This is a genomic window from Streptomyces sp. ISL-43 (assembly GCF_018614195.1).
Taxonomy (GTDB): domain Bacteria; phylum Actinomycetota; class Actinomycetes; order Streptomycetales; family Streptomycetaceae; genus Streptomyces.
Genome location: NZ_JAGGOT010000043.1, coordinates 30,552 through 53,342 on the forward strand (window position 1 = coordinate 30,552; position 22,791 = coordinate 53,342).

18 protein-coding genes and 1 pseudogene are annotated in these 22,791 nt (G+C 72.6%); 9 read left to right on the forward strand and 10 right to left on the reverse strand.

Annotation, left to right across the window (positions count from 1 at the left end; all coding sequences use genetic code 11):
- Positions 1–46: 46 nt before the first annotated feature.
- The gene (locus tag J7F03_RS24635; protein WP_214953008.1) at positions 47–439 is read left to right on the forward strand and encodes a hypothetical protein; all 393 of its coding nucleotides are present in this window, start codon (positions 47–49) and stop codon (positions 437–439) included.
- Between the two features lie 154 nt (positions 440–593).
- Positions 594–1,850, forward strand: a complete 1,257-nt coding sequence (locus J7F03_RS24640) for a neocarzinostatin apoprotein domain-containing protein (protein WP_214953010.1) — start codon at positions 594–596, stop codon at positions 1,848–1,850.
- A gap of 68 nt (positions 1,851–1,918) precedes the next feature.
- On the opposite strand, the gene J7F03_RS24645 is transcribed toward J7F03_RS24640, so the two are convergent.
- The gene (locus tag J7F03_RS24645; RefSeq protein ID WP_308379952.1) at positions 1,919–4,684 is read right to left on the reverse strand and encodes a molybdopterin dinucleotide binding domain-containing protein; all 2,766 of its coding nucleotides are present in this window, start codon (positions 4,682–4,684) and stop codon (positions 1,919–1,921) included.
- A 100-nt stretch (positions 4,685–4,784) separates the two neighbouring features.
- A pseudogene (locus J7F03_RS41270) lies at positions 4,785–5,216 on the reverse strand (molybdopterin-dependent oxidoreductase); the annotation flags it as partial.
- 420 nt (positions 5,217–5,636) lie between these two features.
- On the opposite strand from J7F03_RS41270, the gene J7F03_RS24650 reads away from it, so the two are divergent.
- Together J7F03_RS24650 and J7F03_RS24655 are read left to right on the forward strand one after the other, a co-directional pair.
- On the forward strand, positions 5,637–6,953 hold the full coding sequence (locus tag J7F03_RS24650; protein WP_374104386.1) for an Ig-like domain-containing protein: 1,317 nt from the start codon (positions 5,637–5,639) through the stop codon (positions 6,951–6,953).
- A 235-nt stretch (positions 6,954–7,188) separates the two neighbouring features.
- Positions 7,189–7,491: a helix-turn-helix transcriptional regulator gene (locus tag J7F03_RS24655; RefSeq protein ID WP_214953012.1), complete on the forward strand. Its 303-nt coding sequence runs from the start codon at positions 7,189–7,191 to the stop codon at positions 7,489–7,491.
- A 59-nt stretch (positions 7,492–7,550) separates the two neighbouring features.
- Here J7F03_RS24655 and J7F03_RS24660 read toward each other — a convergent pair whose 3' ends face one another.
- Both J7F03_RS24660 and J7F03_RS24665 read right to left on the reverse strand, forming a co-directional pair.
- Entirely contained in the window at positions 7,551–8,483 is a 933-nt protein-coding gene (locus J7F03_RS24660; RefSeq protein ID WP_214953014.1) for a hypothetical protein, read from the reverse strand.
- Positions 8,484–8,611: 128 nt separating this feature from the next.
- Positions 8,612–9,010 carry a hypothetical protein gene (locus J7F03_RS24665; RefSeq protein WP_214953016.1) on the reverse strand — a complete coding sequence of 133 codons (399 nt, stop codon included), beginning with the start codon at positions 9,008–9,010 and terminating at the stop codon, positions 8,612–8,614.
- A 234-nt stretch (positions 9,011–9,244) separates the two neighbouring features.
- On the opposite strand from J7F03_RS24665, the gene J7F03_RS24670 reads away from it, so the two are divergent.
- From J7F03_RS24670 to J7F03_RS24685, 4 genes are read left to right on the forward strand one after another with little or no spacing between them, the layout of a single operon-like run.
- A complete protein-coding gene (locus tag J7F03_RS24670) occupies positions 9,245–9,766 on the forward strand; it encodes a hypothetical protein (protein WP_214953018.1) in 522 nt (173 codons plus the stop codon).
- A complete protein-coding gene (locus J7F03_RS24675) occupies positions 9,763–11,454 on the forward strand; it encodes a peptidoglycan-binding domain-containing protein (protein ID WP_214953020.1) in 1,692 nt (563 codons plus the stop codon). Before J7F03_RS24670 ends, J7F03_RS24675 begins: the two co-directional genes overlap by 4 nt.
- Entirely contained in the window at positions 11,451–12,251 is an 801-nt protein-coding gene (locus J7F03_RS24680) for an ABC transporter ATP-binding protein (RefSeq protein ID WP_214953022.1), read from the forward strand. Before J7F03_RS24675 ends, J7F03_RS24680 begins: the two co-directional genes overlap by 4 nt.
- A complete protein-coding gene (locus J7F03_RS24685; protein ID WP_214953025.1) occupies positions 12,248–13,513 on the forward strand; it encodes an ABC transporter permease in 1,266 nt (421 codons plus the stop codon). Before J7F03_RS24680 ends, J7F03_RS24685 begins: the two co-directional genes overlap by 4 nt.
- An 18-nt stretch (positions 13,514–13,531) precedes the next feature.
- On the opposite strand, the gene J7F03_RS42060 is transcribed toward J7F03_RS24685, so the two are convergent.
- The 3 genes from J7F03_RS42060 to J7F03_RS24700 form a co-directional block, all read right to left on the reverse strand.
- Positions 13,532–15,625 carry a tetratricopeptide repeat-containing protein gene (locus J7F03_RS42060; protein WP_214953027.1) on the reverse strand — a complete coding sequence of 698 codons (2,094 nt, stop codon included), beginning with the start codon at positions 15,623–15,625 and terminating at the stop codon, positions 13,532–13,534.
- Positions 15,626–15,870: 245 nt separating this feature from the next.
- Positions 15,871–16,275, reverse strand: coding sequence for a hypothetical protein (locus J7F03_RS24695; protein WP_214953029.1), 405 nt, complete (start codon positions 16,273–16,275; stop codon positions 15,871–15,873).
- Between the two features lie 304 nt (positions 16,276–16,579).
- On the reverse strand, positions 16,580–17,785 hold the full coding sequence (locus J7F03_RS24700) for a CdaR family transcriptional regulator (protein ID WP_214953031.1): 1,206 nt from the start codon (positions 17,783–17,785) through the stop codon (positions 16,580–16,582).
- A gap of 127 nt (positions 17,786–17,912) precedes the next feature.
- Here J7F03_RS24700 and J7F03_RS24705 point away from each other — a divergent pair, with 127 nt between their 5' ends.
- Entirely contained in the window at positions 17,913–18,833 is a 921-nt protein-coding gene (locus tag J7F03_RS24705) for a triacylglycerol lipase (RefSeq protein WP_251072420.1), read from the forward strand.
- A gap of 30 nt (positions 18,834–18,863) precedes the next feature.
- Here the strand turns inward: J7F03_RS24705 and J7F03_RS24710 are convergent, their stop codons facing one another.
- The 3 genes from J7F03_RS24710 to J7F03_RS24720 all read right to left on the reverse strand — a co-directional run bounded on the left by J7F03_RS24710 (position 18,864) and on the right by J7F03_RS24720 (position 22,696).
- A complete protein-coding gene (locus J7F03_RS24710; RefSeq protein ID WP_251072421.1) occupies positions 18,864–19,823 on the reverse strand; it encodes an aldo/keto reductase family oxidoreductase in 960 nt (319 codons plus the stop codon).
- A 9-nt stretch (positions 19,824–19,832) separates the two neighbouring features.
- Positions 19,833–21,767, reverse strand: coding sequence for a peroxidase (locus J7F03_RS42065; RefSeq protein ID WP_214953033.1), 1,935 nt, complete (start codon positions 21,765–21,767; stop codon positions 19,833–19,835).
- A gap of 596 nt (positions 21,768–22,363) precedes the next feature.
- The gene (locus J7F03_RS24720) at positions 22,364–22,696 is read right to left on the reverse strand and encodes a hypothetical protein (protein WP_214953035.1); all 333 of its coding nucleotides are present in this window, start codon (positions 22,694–22,696) and stop codon (positions 22,364–22,366) included.
- Positions 22,697–22,791 lie beyond the last annotated feature (95 nt).

A 22,791-nucleotide genomic window follows, 5' to 3' on the forward strand; every position in this document is an offset into this window, starting at 1 on the left:
CGATTTCCCTTGTTCGGACCCCCGTTCGGATCTCAGAATCACCGTCATGAACTCCTCTTCGCACATCAATCACCACGCCGTACTGCGAGCACGAGTGGCTCTCCTCGCGTCGGGGACGCTGCCTGCCAAGGAGGAAGTCGCGGCCTACCGCGTGCTCGTGCACGTAAGTCCGCTCGCCTATCTGCCCCGCCTCGCGGCGGCACTGTGGGAGTACAGCCGTCAGGAATTCGCCGGAGAGCCGCAGACGGCGCTGGCTCTGCACGCCGAGGCCGTCGCCGCGGCCCGCCGCATGTGCGCGATGGAACCCGAACGGGCCGACCTCCTCGTCGTCTCGCTGATCCACTACCGGGCGCAGCTGCTCCTCATGGACCGGCTCGCGGAGGTCCCCGCGGTGGACAAGGAGATCGTGGTGGCCAAGGGGTTGGCGGACCTCACCTGATCCGGTCCGCCCCGCCCGGCCGGGTTCCTTCCGGTCTCGGCTCCTTGGTTCTTCCGGACGGCGTGCCGGCCGGAAAGGCGGGCTGGCGAGGGGCGGTCCGCGGCGTGAGGATGCTCCCCGGCCGGGCGGGCCGGCCTGGGAGGGCGGGGAGCCGATGAAGTCAGGGCGCAAGGGGCCGCGGGGCGGCCGGGCCGGGGTGCTGGCGCGGGGTGCGGTGACGCTGCTGCTCGCCTGTGCGGGGGTGGCCGTGGGACCCGTGGCGGCGCGGGGGGCCGGTCCGGACTCCGTAGCGTGCGGCGTGGACGCGGGCGCGCGGGGCCTGGCGAGCGGGGCCGTACCGGGAAGCCTGGTGTCGGTGGACCGCGGCGATGGCCGGATCAGCCAGGTGCAGCTGTTCTCCGATGCCACGGCCCCGGAGGGCCTGAACTTCGCCTGGCACCGGGAGCAGGACGCGCCGGACAGTGCGTACGGGCCGTGGCGGCGGGTGAGCGCCACGGCCGTCGGGCCGGGGAACGCTTCCATGAGCGCGGTCGAGAACGCGGCGGGCGCTCTGGAGGTGCTGTTCACCGCGGGCGGTTCCTTCTGCCACACGGTGCACAGCGGCGGCGCCGGCGTCTGGAGCACCCCGTCCAAGACCGGGCGGGAGCCGGCGCCAGGCCTGGACGGGGGCCGGATCCGGCCGAATTCGGTGGATCGGACGCAGGTCTCCGGCGGCCCGGCGCGCTTGGAGGTCGAGCGGACCTCGGGGCTGCTGGACGGGGACATCGTCAAGTTCACGATCGCGGGCGGTCCGCCCAAGGCGTACGTCTGGGTCAAGCAGTGCGGCACCTCGGCGTCGGCGGCCACCTGTGACGATGCCACCGGCCGCCAGTTCCGCGTCCTTCCGGACGGCACTTTCCAGCTCTCGCCGAAGAAGCTCTACGCCCGACTCGACACGTCGGCAGGGGACTTCGACTGCCGCACGGCACCCGCCGTCGAACCCTGCACCCTGGCCCTCACCGACAACGACGGGTCCGTGCTCGCCACGCTCCCGCTGCGCTTCCGTCCGCACGGTGGTCCGGAAGCGCCGCCGACCCTGCGCGTGAACCCGGACGAGGGGCTCGTGGACGGCCGCACGGTACGCGCCACGGGCAAGGGCTACGAACCGCGCTACCACTCCCTGGTCATGGAGTGCGCCGCGGGCTCCGCCGACACCCTCGGCTGCCGGCCCCGTAGCAGGCCCCCGGCGACCACCGACAGCGGGCGGATCGACGAGGAGGTCGCCCTGTCGGCAACCTTCACCAGCATCGACGGCCGCTCCGTCGACTGCCGCGCGAAGGGCGCCTGCGAGCTGGTGGTCTTCGGCACCCGGGTCCGCGGCCCGGAAACCGTCCGCCACCCGCTGGACTTCGCACCGGGGGCCGCCGGCTGAGCGGGCGCGGCGAGACCCGGAGGAGAGCCGCCCCAGCCGCCCCCGCCGTCCCAGCCGCCCTAGGCGTCCTAGGCGTCCAGTACGAGGTCGGCCGCGGGGACCGACTGGCAGGTGAGGCAGTTGTCCTCGGGCAGGTCCTCGGACGGGGCCACCAGATGGGTGACCGCCCCGTCCAGGACCGGAACGGCGCAGCTCTCGCACTGGCCGACGCGGCATCCGCTGGGGAGTCTCACCGCGGCCTCCTCCGCGGCGGCGAGGAGGGTGCCGTCGCCCTTGCGCCAGGTGAGTTCCGTTCCGGAGCGGGCGAAGCGGACGGTGAACTCGGCGCCGTCGGGGACGGTCACCTCGCGGGTGGCCGCCTGGAACTTCTCGCTGAAGATCTCGAAGCGGGGCACTCCGCGGTCCCTCAGGGCCGCGGTGAGTGCGTCGATCATGGGCGGCGGTCCGCAGAAGTAGAAGCGCGCGCGGCGCTCGACGAGTCCGGGGTCGATGTCGTCGACGGAGATGAAACCGGCCCGGTCGTAGTCCTCCCCCACCGCGTCGCCGGGCAGCGGGTTCGCGTAGTGCGTGACGATGCGCAGGGCGGGGATCCGGGCCGCCAGGGTGCGGATCCGTTCGCGGAACGGGTGGTCGGCCGAGTTGCCGATGCCGTAGTGCAGGACCACCTCGGGGACGCTGCCGCCGGTCGCCGCGAGGGTCTCCAGGTAGCTCATGAAGGGGGTGATGCCGATGCCACCCGCCAGCAGCACGACGGGGGCGTCGGTGTCGGTGGGGAGGGCGAACCCGCCGCCGGGAGTGGCCAGGTGGAGCCGGTCGCCGGGCTTCAGGCTCTCGTGGACGTAGGTGGAAAAGCTGCCGTCGGGCACGTGCCGGACGGCCAGGTGGTACGCCCGGCGCCCGGGGTCGATCGCCGGGCCGGTCAGGGAGTAGCTGCGCCCGTGGAGCGCGTCCGCGACGGTGCCGTCCTCGTTCTCGGCCCGGACGGTGAGGTGCTGGCCCGGGCGGAAGTCGGGCAGGGGCCCGCCGTCGAGGGGCACCATGCGCAGGGTGCGTACGCCCTCGCCCTGGGGCTCGACGGCGGTGACCGTGAAGGGACGAGTGCCGGCCCAGGCTCCGTCCGCCGGGGCCGGGGTGATCTCGCACACCGAGGAGCGCAGGGGTACCGAGCCGCTGACGGGGTCCGTGACGGTGTGGTCGATAAGGAGGTTGAAGTTACTTCCCGACCTGCTCAGGGGGTCGGCGCCGGGCAGCGCGAGGTCGGGAGCTCCCTGCCACCAGCCGAACTCCGCGACCACGACGGCCGGGTGGAGGGAGTCGTCGAAGCGGGCCCGCATGCGGACGCTGCCGCGGGGGGTGGCGAGCTCCACCCACTGGCCTTCGCCGATGCCGCGGGCGCGGGCCGTTTCGGGGCTGATGTCCACGCACGGTTCGGGTGAGCGGCGGCGCAGCGAGCCGATGTCCCGGTGCTGGCTGTGGACGAAGTAGCCGTTCTTCGCGCAGGTGAGCACGAGGGGGTGGTCCGGTCCGGGGGCGGACGGTTCGGCGTGTTCGGGGACGGCCGGGTAGCCGTGTTCGGCCATGCGCTCGGAGTAGAGCTCGACGCGGCGGGTGGGGGTGTCGAAGCCTCGTACGGCCGGGGTGCCATCTGCCTGGGCGGCATCGGCCGGGGTGCCATCTGCCTCGGCGGCATCGGCCGGGGCTGCGTACTTGCGGTGGCGGACGGGCTGGGCGACCCGTACCCCGCCCTGCTGGGCGCGGAGCTCTCCGGTCGTCAGGCCCAGGGGTGCCAGCTGGTGGTTCCACGCGGCCTCGATGTCTCCGTCGAAGAACTGCGCGCCGAAGCCGAGGCGTTGGGCGAGATCGAAGACGATCTCCATGTCGGAGCGGGTCCCCGCCATCGGCTCGACCATGCGCGGGCGCAGCTGGACGTGTTCGGCGGCGCGCTGGTCGACCTCGAAGCCGAAGCGCAGGGCTTCATGCTCCCAGGCGCTGTTGACGGGCAGCACGATGTCGGCGGTGGTGCTGGTGGGGTTGTGGAACATGTCGATGTGGACCTGGAAGTCCAGATGGGTCAGGGAGCGCGCGGTCTGCTCGGAACCTGGCTGGGAGACAACGAGGTTGGCTCCGAAACCGATCAAGGCCCGGACCTTGTACGGGTCCCCGTGCTCGATCGCGCGCCGCAGGTCCCCGGCGTTGATCCATCCCGTGGCGGGCGGGCCCAGTGGGTGCTTGTCGAGGCCGAGGGCCTTGGCCCGCTGCTCCGGGTCGAACTGCCCCGGGTCGGAGGCACCGTTGAACGGGAGCGGGGAGAGCGGGACGTTGCCGCCCGGCGTGTCGTAACTCCCGGTCAGGGCGTAGAGGGTGGACATGGCCCGGTCGATCTGGGTGGCGTTCGCATGCTGGCCGACGCCCGTCCAGCCGTAGTACGCGACCGAGGAGGCGGCGGCGATCGTGTCCGCGAGTGCGCGGATCTCCCGTTCGGGGATCCACGTGGTGCGGGCCGCGCGGTCGGCGGGCCAGGCCGCGCAGGCGTCGGCGTAGTGCGCGAAGGCGGGGCGGCATTCGACGGGCCCGGCCGGTGTCTCCACCTGGTACGCGCCGTGGAGGGCGAACCTCTCGGGGCGCCGAGCCATCCGCGCGGTGTCGTAGGGCTCGGGGGCGCCCGCGGTCTCGTCCCAGACGACGAAGCCGTGGGTGGCGGGATTTCCCGTCAGGTCGGCGGCGCGCAGGAACCGGCGGGTGTCGGAGCGGACCAGGAGGGGGCCGTTGGTCCAGTCGCGGACGAACTCCGCGTCGTAGCGGCCCTGTTCGATCAGCAGGTTCGCGAGGGCCAGGGCGAGGGCGGCGTCGGGCGTGCGCGCCGTCCTTGTGCCAGTTGCAGATCTCGGTGCTGTAGCAGGTGTTCGGACTGCCGAAGTGGCGGACGAGGCGTTCGATCCACTCCAGGGAGTCGGCCAGCGCGGTGGCGCTCGGCGAGGTCAGAGCGAAGGCGACGGCCTCGGGGCCGCTCTCGGCCGCGATCGCGCTCATCCGCGCCGAAATCTCGCTCATCGCCTCCTCCCAGCCGATCTCCTCCCAGCCCGGGTCCGGGTCCGCCTTGGGGCGGGTGCGGCGCAGCGGGGAGGTAAGGCGGCGGGTGCTGTGGGCGATCTCCGGGGCGGCGCGGCCCTTGGGGCACATGGCGGCGCCCGTCGGGTGCTCGGTGTCGGGGCGGACGCCGGTCAGCCGGCCGTCCTCGATCGTGTAGACGGCACCGCAGCGCGACTTGCAGAGCGTGCAGAAACCACGCTTCTCCTCGATCATCCCGCACACCTCTCCGGCTTCGCGCGCACCCGGATCCCGTTGTCCCGCTCGCGCCCCTTCCATCGAAACACCCCGCGCTCCCGGCCCGTACCCCCAGAGGTCCCGACATCTCCCGCCCTTCGCCCCTCGCGGGCAGCCCCAGAGCCCCTGATCCGAAGGAAGCGGCCTCGGCCCCGATCCGGCCGGGTGTGCTCCGTACGAGTTCTCTTCTGTGCCCGTTCGGCCCCACGGGCCGCGTTCATGATCATCGGTCTGGCCGGAAATCGTTTTGATGCTGCCATCCGGCCGAAGGCGATCTGGGAGGGCTGCGTGACGACGATGCCATCGACACACCGTGTACGACTGCGGCGGCAGGGCAGGACGTGGAGTGTGGCCGGGGCAGTGGCCGGGGCGCTGCTCGTCGTCGCCGCCGCGCCACAGTCCGAAGGCGGACCCCCGGTCTCGGGCGAGCAGCCCGCCTCCGTGGAGCTGCTGGTCGGCCGGGTGCTCGACAAGGGCGGCCGGCGGTGCGCGGTGGAGGCCTTCCGGGCCGAACTGTGCGGCGGGCTGGATCAGCGGCTGGTACGGGCCACCGCGCGCGGGGCCGGTTCCGTGGTGCGCGATCCCGCGTCGCAGGGCGCGGCCCGCGCGGCGGCGCACACGGTCGTGCTGCCCACGGACGCCGCCGGCCCCCTCGAGATCACCCTCGCCGGACCGGGCATGCTCACCTACGTGACCGTCCACGACGGCCACGGGCGGTACGTGGGCGGCGCACTGGGGGCCAGAGGACACCGCTGGGCGAACACCGAGCCGATGCGGGCCGGCGAGACCTACACCGTCCGGGTCGGCGCGCAGGACGCGGCGGGCACTCCGGTCGGTGTGACCATGGCCTTCCGGACCGCGCCGGCGACGGAGGACGGCAGGCTCACCGTCGAGTTCGGGCCGAAGCCCGGCACCTACGGAGCGGGGCAGATCGTGACGGCCTCCCTCAGCCACCCGGTCCCCGCCGCGGACCCGGCGGCGCGGGCCCGGCTGGAGCGGGCGCTGCAGGTCACCTCGGAGCCGGCGGTCGAGGGGGCCTGGCACTGGGTCGACGACTCGACGCTGCACTACCGGCCCCGTACGTACTGGCCCGCCCACACCGTGGTGCAGGTGCTCAGCGGCCTCGACGGGGTCGAAGTCGCGGACCGGGAGTACGGCGGGGCCTCGGAGCCCCTGCGGTTCACCATCGGGGAACGGATCGAGGCGGTCACCGACGCCGCCGAGCACGAGATGACCGTACGGCGCAACGGCAAGGTCCTGCGCACGATCCCGGTGACCACCGGCAAGGCCGGCTTCCTGACGCGCAGCGGGGTCAAGGTCGTCCTGGGCAAGGAGTACAAGGTCCGGATGCGCGGGGACACCGTGGGAATCAAGCGCGGAACGAGCGAGTTCTACGATCTGCCCGTCTTCTACGCGACCAGGGTGACGTGGAGCGGCGAGTACGTGCACGCCGCGCCCTGGTCGGTCGAAGCGCAGGGCGAGGAGAACGTCAGCCACGGCTGCACGGGCATGAGTACGGCGGACGCGGCCTGGTTCTTCAACACGGTGCGCGAGGGGGACCTGGTGTCGGTGGTGAACAGCGGCGGAGCGCCGATGACCCCCTTCGACAACGGCTTCGGGGACTGGAACCTGGATTGGGCGGCATGGCAGGCGGGGAGCGCCCTGAGGGCCGCCGCGGAGTCCCCGCTCGCGCCCGCTTCCCCGCTCGTGCCCCCTTCCCCGTACGCGTCGGCTCAGGCCTCGGCGCACGGCCCGTCCCGGCTGCGCCCGCTCACGTGAGGAATTCCCGGCCGGGGCGGGTCCACGGCCCGCGCGAAGGAATGCCCGGAGTTTTATCGGGCGGGCGGACACACGGATCCGATTAACGGTGAACGCTCTTCTTCGGCATATGCCAGAACCTCATCGGGAGGCCGCCGGGGGTTCTGATCCTTTCCCGGTCCGACAGGTGATCACTCGCTGGACAAGGCATAACCGATGGATAGAATCGCTGCGTTACTGCAAAATGGGGGGGTCCATGCAGAGCTACTGTCCTTGCTGCCTGCTGAGCGGGTCCGGGAATCACGACGCGCATGATTCATGGTTACGCCGCGGGTTTTCCCGATTACCGGAACTGACCGAGAAGGAACAGGAACTGTTCGGGCTGATGGCCTGCGGGCCGTCCAACCAGGAGATCGCCGAACAGCTGCAAGTAACCATCCGCACGGTGAAGTTCCACATGGAGAACATCCGGATCAAGTTGGGCGACCTTTCGCGTCTCCAGATCTGCATCCTCTCCGTTCACCGCCGCATCGGGGCTTGTCCTGTCGGACACGGCTGAGCAACTCGGGCTCCGGAGCCGCTCGGCCGGACTCCGGAGCCGCTCGAACCCACCGCCCCTCAGGCCCCGGAGCCGGTCAACGTCGCCGCCAGCCGCATGCGCTCCTCGTGCTGCTTCTTGGCCAGGTCCAGCATCTCGGCGTTCTGCTCGATCACCCGCTTCTGGTACGCCGTTTCGACGCTGAACCAGACGCCCACCAGGTTGGTCTCCTTCTTGCAGGCGACGTCCTGCTGCGCCGCGGCGATCGCTCGCGGACCGTTCAAGTCGGCGGGCTTCAAGCCGAGTTGACTTGGCGCCTTCACCGGATCGTCCACCTTGTGGCCCTGCTTGGCCATGCGCGCGCTCCATTGCCCCAACACCGCCCGGATCCGGCTGTCCTCCCGGGAGCGGGCGAAGGAGTCCAGGCCGAAGCCCTGCACGGCCATGTTGTCGACCGTGTCGTCGGTCGGCGTGTGGAGCTTGCGGGCGCTCTCGCCCAGACAGCCACCCGCGGGAACCGTCTGGCCGGCGACCGTCGACGTGCCCTCGGCCGACTTCTCCGCCTCCTCCTGGCTCTTCGGACCCGGCTTGGACATGTCGGCCTCCGGACCGGCCAAAATCAGCCGCTCATTGGGGCCCATGGGCGGCTGCGCCGGCTTGTCCTTGACGAGCCGCGGGTTCGCGTACCCGTACCGTGTGGCGTCGGCCTCACTGGACACGCCGTAACGGAGGGCCCCGTCCGACGTGGCGGCGGGATCCGCCTTCCGCCGCTGGTCGTACCGGAGTCCGTAGCGCTTCATGCACTGGTCGATGAGCACGTCTTGGGCCACGTCGAGCACCGCGTGCTGCTGGGGAGTCGGCAGATAGGCGGCGAGCGGGAAGACGAGATCCTTGCTTTCGAGCTGGATCCGGACGGCTTCGGCGGCCGGCTCCTTGCCGCCTCCGCCCCCGCCGTCACCCGCGTCCGAACAGCCGGAGAGCAACAGCACGAGCATCGTGGCGGAAACGGTCATTGCGGTCGGCACGGGACGTGGCGAGAACATGGTGACTCCGATGGAGGAACGACTACGATACGTGAATGGCTGCTCCGCCCGGCGCTTACGGGCGGAGCAGCCATGTTCACGTGCGGGGCATTGCCGGACTAGCGGTTGTAGTACGCCGAGGAGAGCTGGTTCCAGTAGGTGGAAGACAGATCACCCTTGGCTCCCGCGTTGATGTAAGTGCCGTACCCGTAGCCGTACCAGTCGGTGTGCACGGACCAGCGCTTGCTGTCCTGGTTCGAGAAGGACTCGGTCCAGTCGTTCGTGGTGTGCCCGGAGCAGCTGCGGGAGCCCACGAAGTAGTCGTCCTGGAAGTCCTCGTCCGTGCTGTACAGGTCGAAGACCGAGTTGCTCTGGCTCCCCTGGCAGAACAGTCCGAGCTCGCCGGAGGTGAGCCAGCCGTCCTTGCCCGCCGCGGAAGCCGTTCCGGCGCCCACGCCTACGGCGGCCAGAACCAGGCCGGCGGCCGCGAGGGTACGCAGAGAGTTGCGGATGCTCATCGAGCATTCCTTTCCATTGGTCATCAGATACGTGCTGTCGACCGGAGGACATCGACTCGCAACGTCAGCCCCCCAGCTGCCGAGGAATCAACCATCTCAACTGACCTGCCACAACTGTCCCTTGGGACAGGGCGCCGAGGATCGAAAGTGATCTATGGTGCCAGCGAGGCACGGTCGAAGCCCTGCCCTGGCTCCTTTCCGGATTCCGGTCGGAGCATTGTTAAGGAGTTTGCTATGGCACTTCGACGAGTACGCGCGGTGGTTGCCGTTCCCGCGCTGCTGTCCCTCACCCTGCTTCTCGCGGGGTGCTCCGGCGGTGACGCCTTACCCTCCGGCGGTGCGGAGAGCGGGGCTTCCACCCCGACCGCGAAACCGTCCTCGCCCGGCAAGAAGGACGAGGCCGATCCGCGGCAGGCCGCCTTCTTCCGCTGCGTGGAGGACAAGGGCGTGCCGATGCGCGACACCGGCTCCGGAGTGCGGGTCGTCGACGAGGCGAAGGCGGACCCGGCCAAGGTGCAGGAGGCCGAGCGGTCCTGCGAGGGTCAGCGGGTCCTACCGTCCATCGGTGCCGAACAGCTGGCGAAGGCACGGAAGTTCACGGAGTGCATGCGCGCGAACGGCTTCCCCGACTTCCCCGATCCCGATCCGCGCACGGCGCAGCACGACCTGGGCAAGGTCGACATCAAGGACTCCGCCCAGGGCCCCGCCGCCCTCCAGAAGTGCGGCGGCACGCCGGGCGGGCAGGTCGGCGGATGACCAGCGCTCCCACGCGCTCCGATGACGGGACGGTCGGTCAGGACGGCACCTCCGCGGAGATGCCCGCCGACGGCGCGTCCGCCGGCCTGGCCCGGCAGCGCAGGTGGGTGGCCGTGGTCGTCGGCGGAGCCGTGCTGCTCGCCGGCGCCGGTGTGGCCGCCTCCCTGGTGATCAAGTCCCCGGCCCAGACGGCCGCCGACGCCGCCCCGCCACCCCTGGACGTGCTCGTCGCGCGCGTCGAGAAGCGCGTCCTGCGCGACACGGTCATCGTGCGCGGAACGGTCAGCGCCGCTCAGAGCACCCAGGTCATCCCGGCGGTGGCGGGCACGGAAGGGGCGAGCGCACCCGTGGTCACCAAGGTCCCCGTCCGCCAGGGCGACCGGATCGACGCCGGGAAGGTCCTGCTGGAGGTCTCCGGCCGGCCGGTGTTCGCCCTCCCCGGCAGCCTGCCGGTCTACCGCGATCTCAAACCGGGCGCGACCGGCGACGACGTGAAGCAGCTCCAGAGGGCCCTCGCCGGACTGGGCCACCCCGTCGGCGGCGACCCGGCGGGCACCTTCGGGTCCGGGACCAAGACCGCCCTCACCGCCTTCTACACCTCGATCGGCTACGACGCGGTGCCGGCCGTGGCGGACCGGGGCGAGGCCGTGTCCTCCGCCGAGGAGGCCGTCACCGCGGCCGAGCGCTCCCTCGAAGACGCCCGCGGCTCCGCCGCACGCGGCGACACCTCGGGGACGACCACCGGTGGTACGGAGGGGGGATCCGGGGACGGCAAGGGCGGCACCGGCACGTCGGGCGGCAAGCCGGGCGGCTCCGGCGGCCAGGACGCGGCCCGCGCGGTGTCCCGGGCCGAGGAGGACCTCCGCAAGGCGCAGAAGCGGCGCAGCGACGCGAAGGCGGCCGCCGGGCCCATGCTCCCGGCCGGCGAGGTGGTTTTCCTGGAGTCCTTCCCCGGCCGCGCAGACTCCGTCTCCGTGCACCCCGGTTCCCCGGTCAACGGCAGCGCGATGTCCCTGTCGGCGGGGGCCCTCGTCGTGCGCGGACAGCTCCAGGAGCACCAGCGGGGGCTGGTCCGCCCGGGCCAGAAGGTCGCGATCCTCTCCGAGCTCAGCGGGCTCACCGCGGCCGCCGAGGTGCTGTCCGTCGCCGACACCGCGCAGGCGGAGCAGCCGTCCGGGCAGAGCGGTACGGGAACCACCGGCGGCCAGGGCCAGCAGGCGCCGGCGCCCGCCACGGCGACCGGGTACGCGCTGGTCGTACGGCCGCTGCAGGCGCTCGACGCGAAACTCGTCGGGCAGGACGTACGGCTGACCGTGGAGGCCGCCGCGACCGACGGCGACGCCCTGGTCGTCCCGGTGTCGGCCGTCTCGGCCGGCGCGGACGGCCGCACGACGGTGACCGTGGTCGACGGTACGGGGGCCCAGCGCCGGCTCGAGGTGCGGCCGGGCACCACGGGGGACGGATACGTGGAGGTCAAGCCGGTCGGCGACGGGCAGCTCGCGGAGGGGAACAACGTGGTCACGGGGGTCAACCCGGGTGTCGCGGGCAAAAACGGCAAGGGTGACGGCGGCAAGGACGGCGGGAACAAGGACGGCGGCGCCAAGAGCGGCGGCGCGCAGGGCGGTGGCGGCAAGGCCGCCGGAGACGGCGCCGGACGGGGCGGCTCGAAGGCGGGGGTGGACTCATGACCGCCGCCGATGCCGGTGCCGATCTCGAATCCGGGAAGGCCGGGGAGGCCGACGGGACCGGCGAGTCCGCCGCGTCCGCCGCGTCCGCCGCGTCCGCCGCGTCTGCGCCGCCCGCCGTGCCGCCCGTCATCGAATTCCGCCAGGTGGGCCTGACGTACCCCGGGCCGCCGCCCGTGGCGGCCTTCCGGCCCTGCGATCTCACCGTGAGGCGGGGAGAGTTCGTGACCGTCGTCGGCCCCTCCGGCTCGGGCAAGTCGACGTTCCTCAACATCGTCGGACTGCTCGACGCCCCCACCAGCGGCGGCTACCTGCTGGACGGCATCGACACCGGCGCGCTCGGCGACAGCGACCGGACCGCGCTGCGCGGCCGCCGCGTCGGTTTCGTGTTCCAGTCCTTCCACCTGCTGCCGCACCGCTCGGCCCTGGAGAACGTGAGCCTGGCCATGCTCTACAACGGCGTACCCCGACGCGAACGGCCCGCCCGCGCCCGCGAAGCCCTGGACCGCGTCGGCCTCGGCCACCGCGTCGACGCCGTCCCCGGACGCCTGTCCGGCGGCGAGCGGCAGCGGGTCGCGATCGCCCGGGCCCTGGTGGCCCGGCCCTCGCTGCTGCTGTGCGACGAACCCACCGGGAACCTCGACTCCGTCAACGCCGAGACCGTGCTCGCCCTCCTCGACGAACTCCACGGCGAGGGAATGAGCGTCCTGGTCATCACCCACGATCAGGAGGTCGCCGCCCACGGCGGCCGCACCGTCGCCATCCGCGACGGCGTACTGCGCGAGCAGGTGCGGGCATGAGGCTCCGGTTCCCGCGGGGGCCCCGGCGGCGTTCGGGTGCGCGGCCGCGGGTCGAGCCCTCCCGCTTCGCGCCCCGGGACGCCTTCGGCGAGTCCCTCGCCGGGGTGCTCCAGCGGCCGGCCCGCTCCGCGCTGACCGCCCTCGGGACCGTCCTCGGGGTGGGCACCTTCGTCGCGGTCCTCGGGCTGACCGTCACCACCTCGTCGCAGATCGACAGCCGCTTCAACCTGCTCACCGCGACCGAAGTCACCGTCGAGGACGTCGCGTACTCGCAGAACGAGTTCGCCGGCCCCGGCTTCCCCGCGGACGCCGACGCCCGGATCGGGCGCCTCGGCGGCGTCCGCCACGCCGGTGTCTACCACTCCGTCCACCTCGACGGCACCGCCGGTGTCCGGGCCGCGCCGGTCGGCGGGTCCGGGGGGGCGGAGCGGATCGACGTCGTCGCCGCCTCCCCCGGTGCGCTGCTGGCCGCCGGGCCCCGGATGTCCCGGGGCCGCCTGTACGACGAGTACCACTCCGGTACCCGCCAGCGGGTGGCTCTGCTCGGCGCGAGCACGGCCGCCCGGCTCGGGGTCACCACCTTGGACACCCAGCCCGCGGTCTTCATCGGCGACGAGCCGTTCACCGTCATCGGCATCATCGAGGACGTGGAGCGCAAGGCCGACCTGCTCCTGTCGGTCGTCGTGCCCCGCACCACCGCGGAGGAGGTCTGGGGGGCGCCCAAGGGGACCGGCACGACGATGCTGATCGCGACGGCGCCCGGAGCCGCACAGCAGGTGGCCCGGCTCGCGCCCACCGCGCTGCGGCCGGACCACCCGGAGTACTTGAGGGCCGTACCGCCGCCGGACCCCAAGACCCTGCGGTCCGGGGTCACTTCGGACCTGGAACAGCTCTTCCTCGTGCTGGCCGGGATCTGCCTGGTCATCGGCGCCGTCGGGATCGCCAACACCACCCTCGTCGCGGTCCTGGAACGCACCGGGGAGATCGGCCTGCGGCGGGCGCTCGGCGCGCGGGGCCGGCACATCACCGTCCAGTTCCTCGTCGAATCCGGGGCGTTGGGCTCGCTCGGCGGGCTCGTGGGCACCGCGCTGGGCACGGCCACCGTCGTGGCCGTGGCCGTCGTACGCGACTGGACCCCGGTCATCCATCCGGCCACGGTCGCGGCGGCCCCGCTGCTGGGCCTGGTCACCGGAGTCCTGGCGGGCCTCTACCCGGCCTGGCGGGCCGCCCGCATCGAGCCGGCGGAGGCCCTGCGCCGCTGACCGGCACCCGGTCCGGTGTCAGGCCAAGTGCCGGTACCGGCGGGCCGTCGACGAGCCGTCGTCGCGGGCGAGTTCGGCGTCCTCGAGGTTGCTGCGGACGGTCCGGGTGGTCGGGCTGCCGCTGCCCAGGCGCCTGAGGGCACTGGCGAGGGTCTCCTCGTACAGCGGGACGGCCCGGTCCAGGTCCCCCGCCATCTGGTACGCGCCCGCGAGGTTGTTGCGGGAGGCGATGATGTCGGGGTGATCGCCGCTCAGCACCCGCACCCGGTCGGCGAGGGTCTGCTCGTACAGCGGGACGGCCTGGCCGAGGTCTCCCGCCGACTCGTAGGCGTGCGCGAGGTCGTTGCGGGTGGCGAGGGTGTCGGGGTGATCGCCGCCCAGTACGCGCTCCCTGTCGGCGAGCGCCCGCTCGAACAGCTCGATGACCCGGTCCAGATCGCCCGTGGACCGGTAGGCGTACGCGAGGTCGTTGCGGGTGGCGAGGGTGTCGGGGTGATCGCCGCCCAGTACGCGCTCCCTGTCGGCGAGCGCCCGCTCGTGCAGCGGGATGGCCCTGTTGAAGTCCCCCGCCGTCTGCAACGCGTATCCGAGGTGGTTCAGCGAGCGCAGGGTGTCGGGGTGGTCGTCGCCGAGCACCGCCTCCCGGTCGGCCAGCGTCCGCTCGAACAGCTCCACGGCCCGGTCCAGGTCCCCCGCCAGCTGATGGGTGTAGGCGAGGTAGTGCCGGGTGGTGAGGGTGTCGGGGTGGTCGTCGCCCAGCACCGCTCCCCGGTCGGCCAGCGTCTGCTCGAACAGCTGCACCGCCCGGTCCAGCTCCCCCGCTGACCGGTGGACGTAGGCGAGGTGGTTGCGGGTGGCGAGGGTGTCGGGGTGATCGTGGCCCAGCAGGCGTTCCCTGTCGGCCAATGCGCGCTTGGCGTACAGGGCGGCCCGGTTGAGCTGCCCTTGACCGTTCAGGAAGCAGGACGACTCGTACAGCAGGACGGCACTGCTCTCATCGTCCTGCTCCGGGGTGGTGGCGGCCATCAGCGCGTCGACGTGCGGAATGAGGGTCTGCCACCGGGACCACCCGCCCACGTTGGTGGTCGGGGCATCGGGCAGTGCGTGGAGGAGCAGGGCAGTGGCCCGGGCGCGGGCGGTGGCGGTGGCTTCGGGAGTGCGGTGGGGATCGGCGCCGGGGCCGGTCTGCGGGTCCGGGGTGCGGGCGACGGCCTGGACGAGCCGGTGCGTGGCGACGGTCTCGGGACCCAGGGTGATCATGCTGTAGCTGTACAGGAGCCCGAGGGCTTCGTCGACCGTCGGCGAGTCCTCTTCGTCGGGGCTTTCGAGGAGGTCGCGGGGCACGTTGTCCGGGGCGAGGAAGGACAGGACGCTCAACAGGTCCACGGCGTAGGGGTTGGTGAGCGCGATGGTGTCCAGGGTGATGCGCCAGATGCGGGCGATGGTGCGGGCGTGGGCACCGCCTCCGGCGGGGGTGGCGAACATCCGGGCGGGGCGGCTGGCGAGTTGGGCGAGATACCGGGCGTGAGTGGTCTGGTTGTGCTGGATGTAGGCGCCGGCCTGTTCCAAGGCCAAGGGGAGGAAGCCGAGTTCGGCTGCGAGGTGCGCGGCGTCCTCACGATCTCGTTCGCCGGTCCGGCCGGTGATGTTGACCAGGAGTTCCACGGCGGCGTCGGGAGCAAGTACGTCCAGGGCAATGGGGTGGGTGGTCAAGTGGTGCCATCCAATAGCGCGACGAGTGGTGATCAGATGGTGGCCGCCGGCGAGCTGGCCGATGAGTGGGGAAACGTGGTCGGGATGTTCCGCATTGTCCACGATCAACAGCCATCCGGGGTGGGCCTGAAGCCAGCCGGTGGCCCATTGTGCGTGGTCCTCGGTCGTGGTGTCGGGGAGGCTTCGCCGGGCCGGGTGCAGGCGGAGGGCCAGTTCCGCGAGCCCGGTGTCCATCGTCTCGGGGCTCGATGCGGTGAGCCACCACACGACCGTGTACTGGTCACGGTGGGTATGGGCGTAATGCAGGGCAAGGGTGCTCTTTCCGACTCCGCCGAGGCCGTGGACGGTCTGCGTCACGACGGCGGCGGTCCCCTGCATGGCGGTCCACAGTCTCCTCATGTCGTCATCTCGACCGAAAAAGAGAGCACTGGCGGGCAGGGGAAGGTTGTTCAGTCCCGCGGAAGCCGCCACTTCGGCAGGTGACAAGAACGCCTCGCGCGGCAGTATCTGGGTGCGCGCGTCGATGCTCGCGCGGTCACCCGTGCTGATAACCCCGCCGTTCACGCCGGCGGCCACGGACCGCGGACCCGAGGCCTCGCCGGACTGCGCGGGCGCTGGGGGCTCCAGCCCCGGGACGGGAGTGGTCACCGCTGTAAGCGGGCGTTGTCGCCGGTGCTGATGATCCCCGAGCTGTCCCGGACGGCCACGGAGCGTTCGCCGGAGGCGGTGATGTTCACGCCCGCGCCGCCCAGGAGCAGGGCGAGGTCGCCGGCCAGGCCGGCGTCCGCGGCCAGGGCCTTCCTGATCTGGACACGCAATGCGGCCTGGACATCGGGGTCGTCGGGCGATTCCGCCATGTCGGCGAGGGCTTGCCCGATACCGGGACGGCCGGCTTCCCGGTGCCAGATGCGCTGCAGGATGCGCTGCCCGAGCGTGAGCGTGGCGTCCGCGGTGGCGTCGGTCGCCCGGGTGAACACGGCCGTGCCGTAGGCGCCGGCCGCGGCGGTGACATAGGGCGTGATCTCGTTGGCTATCGTCAGCACGTCCATACCGCCCCCGTCGCAGTGTTACGGCACGTCAGATATCGGTGGACCGATGATGCCATCCCGGGGCTTCGCACAAGAGGCATCGGCACTACCGAATTGCCTCGGACGGCTGCACCGGCGAATTCCCCGAGAAATGAGTGACTGAAGTGATGGCGTGAGGCTTCAGGTATTACTGGCGCCTCGCGATGCTTTCGGGGCCGGAGTTTCCAACCCATTTCCCTCAGGCGGCAGCCTGAAGACGTCCCGGAAGAAATGAACTCGGCCTGTCGTTGCGGAAAGGGAAGAGAGGCCCGGGCTCCTGTCGTGCTCACCGCCTGCCCGTGGGCGGGCCGCTTCGGCGGGCCGCGTCGTGGGCCGTGAGGGCGGCCGCCAGGTGGCGCGCGTCCGCCGGGTCGGTGGCGTCGCGGCCGGTGAGCAGACGGATGCGGCCGAGGCGGTAGGTCAGGGTGTTGCGGTGGACGGTGAGGGCGTCGGCCGCCTCGGTGCGCCGGTAGCCCGCGGCGATGAACTCCCGCAGGGTGGCGAGCAGATGGGGCTGCCCGTCGAGGGGTTCGAGGGTGCGGGCGAGCGCGTCGCGGGCGGGGCCCGGCCGCACGAGCTGGTACTCGACCGCCAGGTCGGCCAGCCGGTAGAGCCCCGAAGGTCGGCCCAAGTCCTCTGCCAGTGCGAGGACTTCGGAGGCTTCCGCCTGGGCTACCGGGATCTCGGCGTGGTCCTCGGCGGTGGCGGCCGCCGCCGTGCAGCGCAGTTCGGCCGCCGCGTCGAGCCGCCCGAGCAGCCGCCGGGTCGCGCCGTCCTGCCCGAGCGGGACGAGCAGCACTCCCCCGTCGCCCTTGAAGGTGGCCAACACCTCGGGATTCCGGTCGAGTTCGGAGCGCACGGCCCGCAGGATGCGGGTCGTCGCGCTCCCGGGGGCCTCCGGGAGCCGCAGGACGACCACGTCGTACCGCTCGGCCAGCGTGCGCCCGTACCGCTCCGCCGCACGCCGGGCCGGACGGCCGGCGAGCAGGACACCGGCGAGGTTGCGGCCGTGCTCGCGCTGTTCCCAGTCGAGGTCGGCCTGTTCCCTCAGGTACGCCTCGGCGACCTTGGGCATGACCTCGCCGAGGAAGGCGAGCAGACCGGTGACCAGCGCGTACGGGTCTGCGGCGGGTTCGGGGCCGGCCATCGCGAGCTCCCAGGCCTGGCGGGCGCCGATCGGGTAGACCCGTAGCACCGCTTCCAGGGGTACGCCGTCCCTGGCCCGTTCGGCGCCCCAGGCGATGGGCGCGGCCAGTTCGTGTTCGGCCGGCGGGCGCCCTTCGGCGACGGTGGTGAGGAACAGTCTCAGTACCGCTTCGGTGTTCGCGACGAGGTCGCCGCCGAGGATGCTGTCGGGCAGCAGCCGGTAGGCGGGGATCGCCGTGGTGAGGCGGGCGACGGTGGCGGCGGCGATCTCCGGCACCCGGGGCAGCAGGGACGCGGCGAACCCGGGCGCCCCCGGTTCGCGCTCGCGTTGGGCTTCCTCGTCCATTCCCGCATTGTCGCCGTGCACAAACGCGGGAGGAAGCTTCTGCGCGTACCGCCAGGGGACACCAGCGGTGCGCCGGAGCATTCTGTGCAGTCCGACCAGGCGTCACACCCCCGTCAGGAGATGTCGTATGGCACACAGCACCCGTGCGTCGCGGACCCGCCGATGGCTCGCCAGGGCCGGCCTCCCGCTGGCCCTCCTGCTCGGCTCCGCCTTCCCGGCGCACGCCGCCGCCGACGGCGTCGCGGCGGGCGGCGTCGCAGCGGGCGGCGTCGCAGCGGGCGGCGTCAACGACTTCTCCTGCCGGCCGAGCTCCTCCCACCCCGAGCCGGTGGTGCTGCTGCACGGCACCTTCGCGACCTGGTACGAGGACCTCAACTTCCTCCAGGCCGACCTGGCCGCCCGCGGCTACTGCACCTTCGCCCTGACCTACGGCGCCTACGACGGCTTCCCGCTGGTCGGCGGGCTGAAGCCGGTCGCCGTCTCCAACCTGGAGATCAAGGAGTACGTGGAGAAGGTGCGCGGCGCGACCGGCGCCGCGCAGGTGTCCGTCGTGGGCCACTCCGAGGGCGGGCTCCAGGCCCTCTACCTGGCGAAGACGCAGGGCATCCAACCGCACATCAAGGCCGTCGTCGCCATCGCTCCCCCGACCCACGGCACCAACGCAGCCGGCCTCCTGGACCTGGGCGACAGGCTGCTCGGGCGCCAGACCATGGAGCAGATCGTGACCAGCGTCGGCATCCCCGTGCTGGCCGACGAGGTCCCCGGAGGTCCGGCCATCGTGGCGCTCAACGACGGCCCGGTGGCCCAGCCCGGGATCTCCTACACCATCATCTCCTCGCGCTACGACGAGCTCGTGACCCCGACCGAGACGGCGTTCGTCCGCGAGCCGGGGGTCAGGAACCAGTACGTGCAGGACTACTGCCCCTTCGACCCGGTCGGCCACATCGGCGAGGCCTACGACCTCAACGTCTGGCACATGGTGCGCAACGGCCTCGACCCGCGCCGCGCCACGCCGATCCTGGTGTGCGCGGTGGGCTCGCCCGGCTAGACCTCCCGGACCGGGCACGGCACGGCCGCCTTACGGGAGCGGCGCGCCCCGGGCCGTCAGCCACAGCGAGTACCACTCCTCGTGGCTGAGGTCGGGGGCGCGCAGCGCCGCGTCGCGGCAGGCGCGGATGCGATCCGGGCGGCCCGTGCCGACGATGGGGGCGATCCGGGCCGGGTGGCGCTGCAGCCACCACAGCAGGATCGTCTCCGGTGTCGTGTCCTTCGCCTTGGCCAGGGTCTGCAGGAGTTCGGCGGTGGCGTGCTCCCGTACGCTCTCCTGCCGTCCGGTGAAGCGGCCTTGGGCCAGCGCTCCCCAGGCCTGGATGCGGACTCCGTTGGCCACGCAGTACTCCACGGTGCCGGCCGGGAAGCCGACGGAGGCCGCGGCCGGGGTGTTCACGAGGACTCCGTCCTCGAGCCAGTCGCGCCGGTCCAGGCTCATTTCCAGCTGGTTGGCGACGAGCGGGAAATCCAGGTGGCGTTGCAGCTGGGCGCTCTGCGCGGCGTTCATGTTGGAGACGCCGAACTCCCTTACGAGGCCTTGCCGGCGCAGTGAGGTGAGGGCCTCGGCGGTCTCCCGCGGATCGGCCAACGGGTCGGGCCGGTGCAGGAGCAGGACGTCGATGACGTCGGTGCGCAGCCGGGTGAGGCTCTCCTCGACGCGGCGGGTGACGGTGGCGCCCCGCAGGTCGTACATGCCGGGGCGCTCGCCCTCGGCGAGGCGGATCCCGCACTTGGTCTGGAGCGTGACGCGCTCTCGCAGACCCGGGGTGCGGGCGAGCACCTCGCCGAAGACGGCTTCCGCCTTTCCGTGCCGGTAGATGTCGGCGTGGTCGAACATGGTGATGCCGCTGTCGAGGGCGGCCTCGATCACCGCCTCGGCCTCGTCTATGTCCTCGGCCCGGTACGGGCCGGGCTCCCAGCTGCCGCCGAGAGCCATACAGCCGTAGATCAACCGGGTGTCGCCTGTCACTGATGCCGTGATCGCCATGCGTTCACCCTACGAGGCGGACGCCTTCCACAGCACCCGGTCACCGTCCACGATCACCAACTCCCCGGCGGGGCGGAGCAGCAGCCGCGCGCCCGGGTGGCCGGTGGTGCCGCTCGACCAGGCCGGGCGGCCTTCGGCGGTGCGCAGGACCAGTTCGCCGTCCTGGGTGAAGACGGCGTTTTGGCCGGCGCCGCCGCTGTCGCTGTGCCACCTACGGCGGCCCTCGCCGTCGAGCAGGACGAGGTCGCCGGCGCTGTCGAGGGTCAGGCGGACCTTGCCCGCGTCGAGGACGTCGCCGGCGCGCAGGACGGAGCCGGTGTGGAACTCGATGGAGTCGTCGAGTTCTCCGGTGGCCAGGGCGCGCAGGACGGGCAGGGAGGGGCTGAAGGCGTAGACCGCGCCCTCGGTGCGCACGAACCGGCCGAAGTAGAGGGTGTCGGCCCGGCTGCCGCTCTCGGAGGGGGTCTCGAAGGCGCAGGGCGAGTCCGGGCCGAGTACGGGGTCGGCGCCGGTGCGGGGGTTGCGGCCGGGCGGGAAGTCCGTCTCGTTCAGCCACTTGCGCGCCACCAGCTCGAACTGCCCCACCAGGTCCGCCTGGTGGCAGACGAAGAGCAGTCCGCGCGAGGCCTCAGGGCCGTGGTCGGTGCCCAAGTCGGGGTCGTAGACGGGGCCGTACGGGATTCCGCGCCGCATCAGGCGGCGCCCGTCGAGCTCCGCCTGCGCCAACGGGGGGCGGCCCGGGGTGAGGACGAGGCCGCCGCGCGGGTTGCCCTTGCGGATGTGGGCGAACAGCGGCATCCGCCAGCCGTGCGGGTCCGCGCTGTAGTCGAGCGTGGCGTCGGGGTCCTCCCCGGGCTTTGGGAGCCGTTCGGCGGCGGGGCAGAGGGCGACGGGCATCCCGCCCGGCCAGCGGCCCATCATCCGGGCCCCGAGCCACTCCCGGCCGGCGTCGGCGGGCGCGGAGCCGGCGCGCTGGAGTTCCGCGAGGCGCAGGGCGACCTGCGTCCACCAGCCGGGCACGTCCTGCGCGAGGCGGCGTACGACCTGGAAGGCTCCGCCGGTGGCCCAGGCGGGCAGGGCGGTGGGCCGCTGCCCGACCCGCTCGGGCCCGACGACGAACTCTCCGGCGGGGATCAGCCGGGTGCCCGGTTTGCCGAGCACGGTGGTGCCGGTGGCCGGGTCGGGCTCGTCGAAGCCCCGTACGCCGGGCTGGCTGATGCAGTCGGCGAAGCCGAAGTGCTCGTGTCCACGCAGTTTCCCGGGGAGGGTGGCGCCGTCCTGCCGGAAGAGGACCGTCGCACCGGCCTCGACCGCGGCGTCGCGGTGTCCGGCGACGGCGGTGGCCAGCCGTTCGGGGTCGTCGGCGGCCACGGTGAGGACGGCGTGCACCGCGCGCCCTGGCTCCTCGGCGCCGAAGAGCCAGGACTGCGGGGCGCTGGTGCCGGTGTCGCCGAGGTCCCGCGCGCGGGCCGCGGCGCCTTGCGTGAAGGCCTCGGCATTGGAGCCGGCCGGGGCGGCGGGGAAAGGTTCCCTGCCGGCGAACAGGCGCAGCCCCGGATGGGTGAGGCTGAGCCCGGTCCACAGGCCGGACATGGATGCGGGGTCGATGCCGCCGGCGCGCCGGCGGGCCTTGCTGAAGGCCTTGTTGAAGCGCGCCACTTCCTCCGTGGTGGAGATCGAGGGCAGCAGGCGGTTCAGCCACCGGCGGGCCTTGCCGGCGTCGCGGAAGTGGAGGAAGAGGAGGCAGGCGTGGTCCTTGCGGAATCCGGCGAGGATGTCGCCCTGGCTGTGGCGGTCGGTGCGCAGCGGGAGCGGCTCGGGGGCGGCCGCCCGCAAGTGTTCCGCGGCCGGCGCCGCCGGCGAGGCGGAGGCCGGTGCGGCCCACGCCGCCGGGGCGAGGTTCGCGGTGATGCCGGCGGCGGCGAAGGCCGCGGTCCGGACCACGGTCCTGCGAGCGGGTCCGGCGTGGGGGCAGCCAGGGGACGGCGACGGGGCGGGGGCCATCGGCTTACTCCAGGGGGAAGGGGTGTGCGGGCAAGTGCGGGAGCGGGGCGAGGAAGGCGGGTGGAGGCGGGGGGACGGATTCAGCGGCGCGGCGTAGGTGTTCGGCGGCGCCTGGAGGGTGAGGGCGCCGCCCGCGTGCCGCTTGACGCGCGGTTCCACGTGGCGCCGGCTGGTGTCGACCGCGTGCGTGGCGATGGTGGGTGCGAGCAGCGCGGCCCGGGTGCGTGGCGATGGATGGGCGCGAGCAGCACGGGCGGCCCGGCTTGGTCGGGGGGGGGTGCGCGTGGTTACCTCGCGACGCGACGGGATCGACGTGCACGCCCGAGGCGTAGGTGTGGTCGAGCTGGAGGACCAGCGAGACGCCGTAGCCGCGGACACCGCCGAGGGACGCGATGCCGGGCATCCCGCGAAGGCCCCTGGGCCGGCCGATGACGACCATGAAGGCCAGGGAGGGGACGGCCGCGCCGATCAGGCTGACCACGATGGAGGGGGAAGCCCGTCCTGGATTTCCGCCCCCCGGACGCGGCGCCGCACCATCAGCCGGTTGACCGCGTCCCGCGAGTCGTCCACTGCCTTGGGCGGCGTCTCCGGCGGGATTCTATGAGGGCGCCGGCCTCGGCGTGGTTCCCCTTGCGGGCGATCGCCACTTGGGCCGGACTCACCGTCAGCAAGGCGAGGGCGAGGTTGGCGAGGGACGAGGAGAAGCCGACCCCGGCGGCGGTGCCGGCGGCCGGGCCCGCGTCCGGCATGCCGCGGTCGCGCGCCGGGTAGTGGCCCGGCCGTGAGGCGCCGACGGCGACCAGGGCGGCACCGATGACGGCGATGACGGCGATGGCGGCGATGGCGGCGATGGCGGCGATGACAACCACGGGGTCGAGGACTCCTCGGTGCGGGGGCCGGCCGGCAGCACGCGCTGCCAGTGATCAACACCCTCCTTGATCATTGCCGCCCGCGCGCGCCGAGC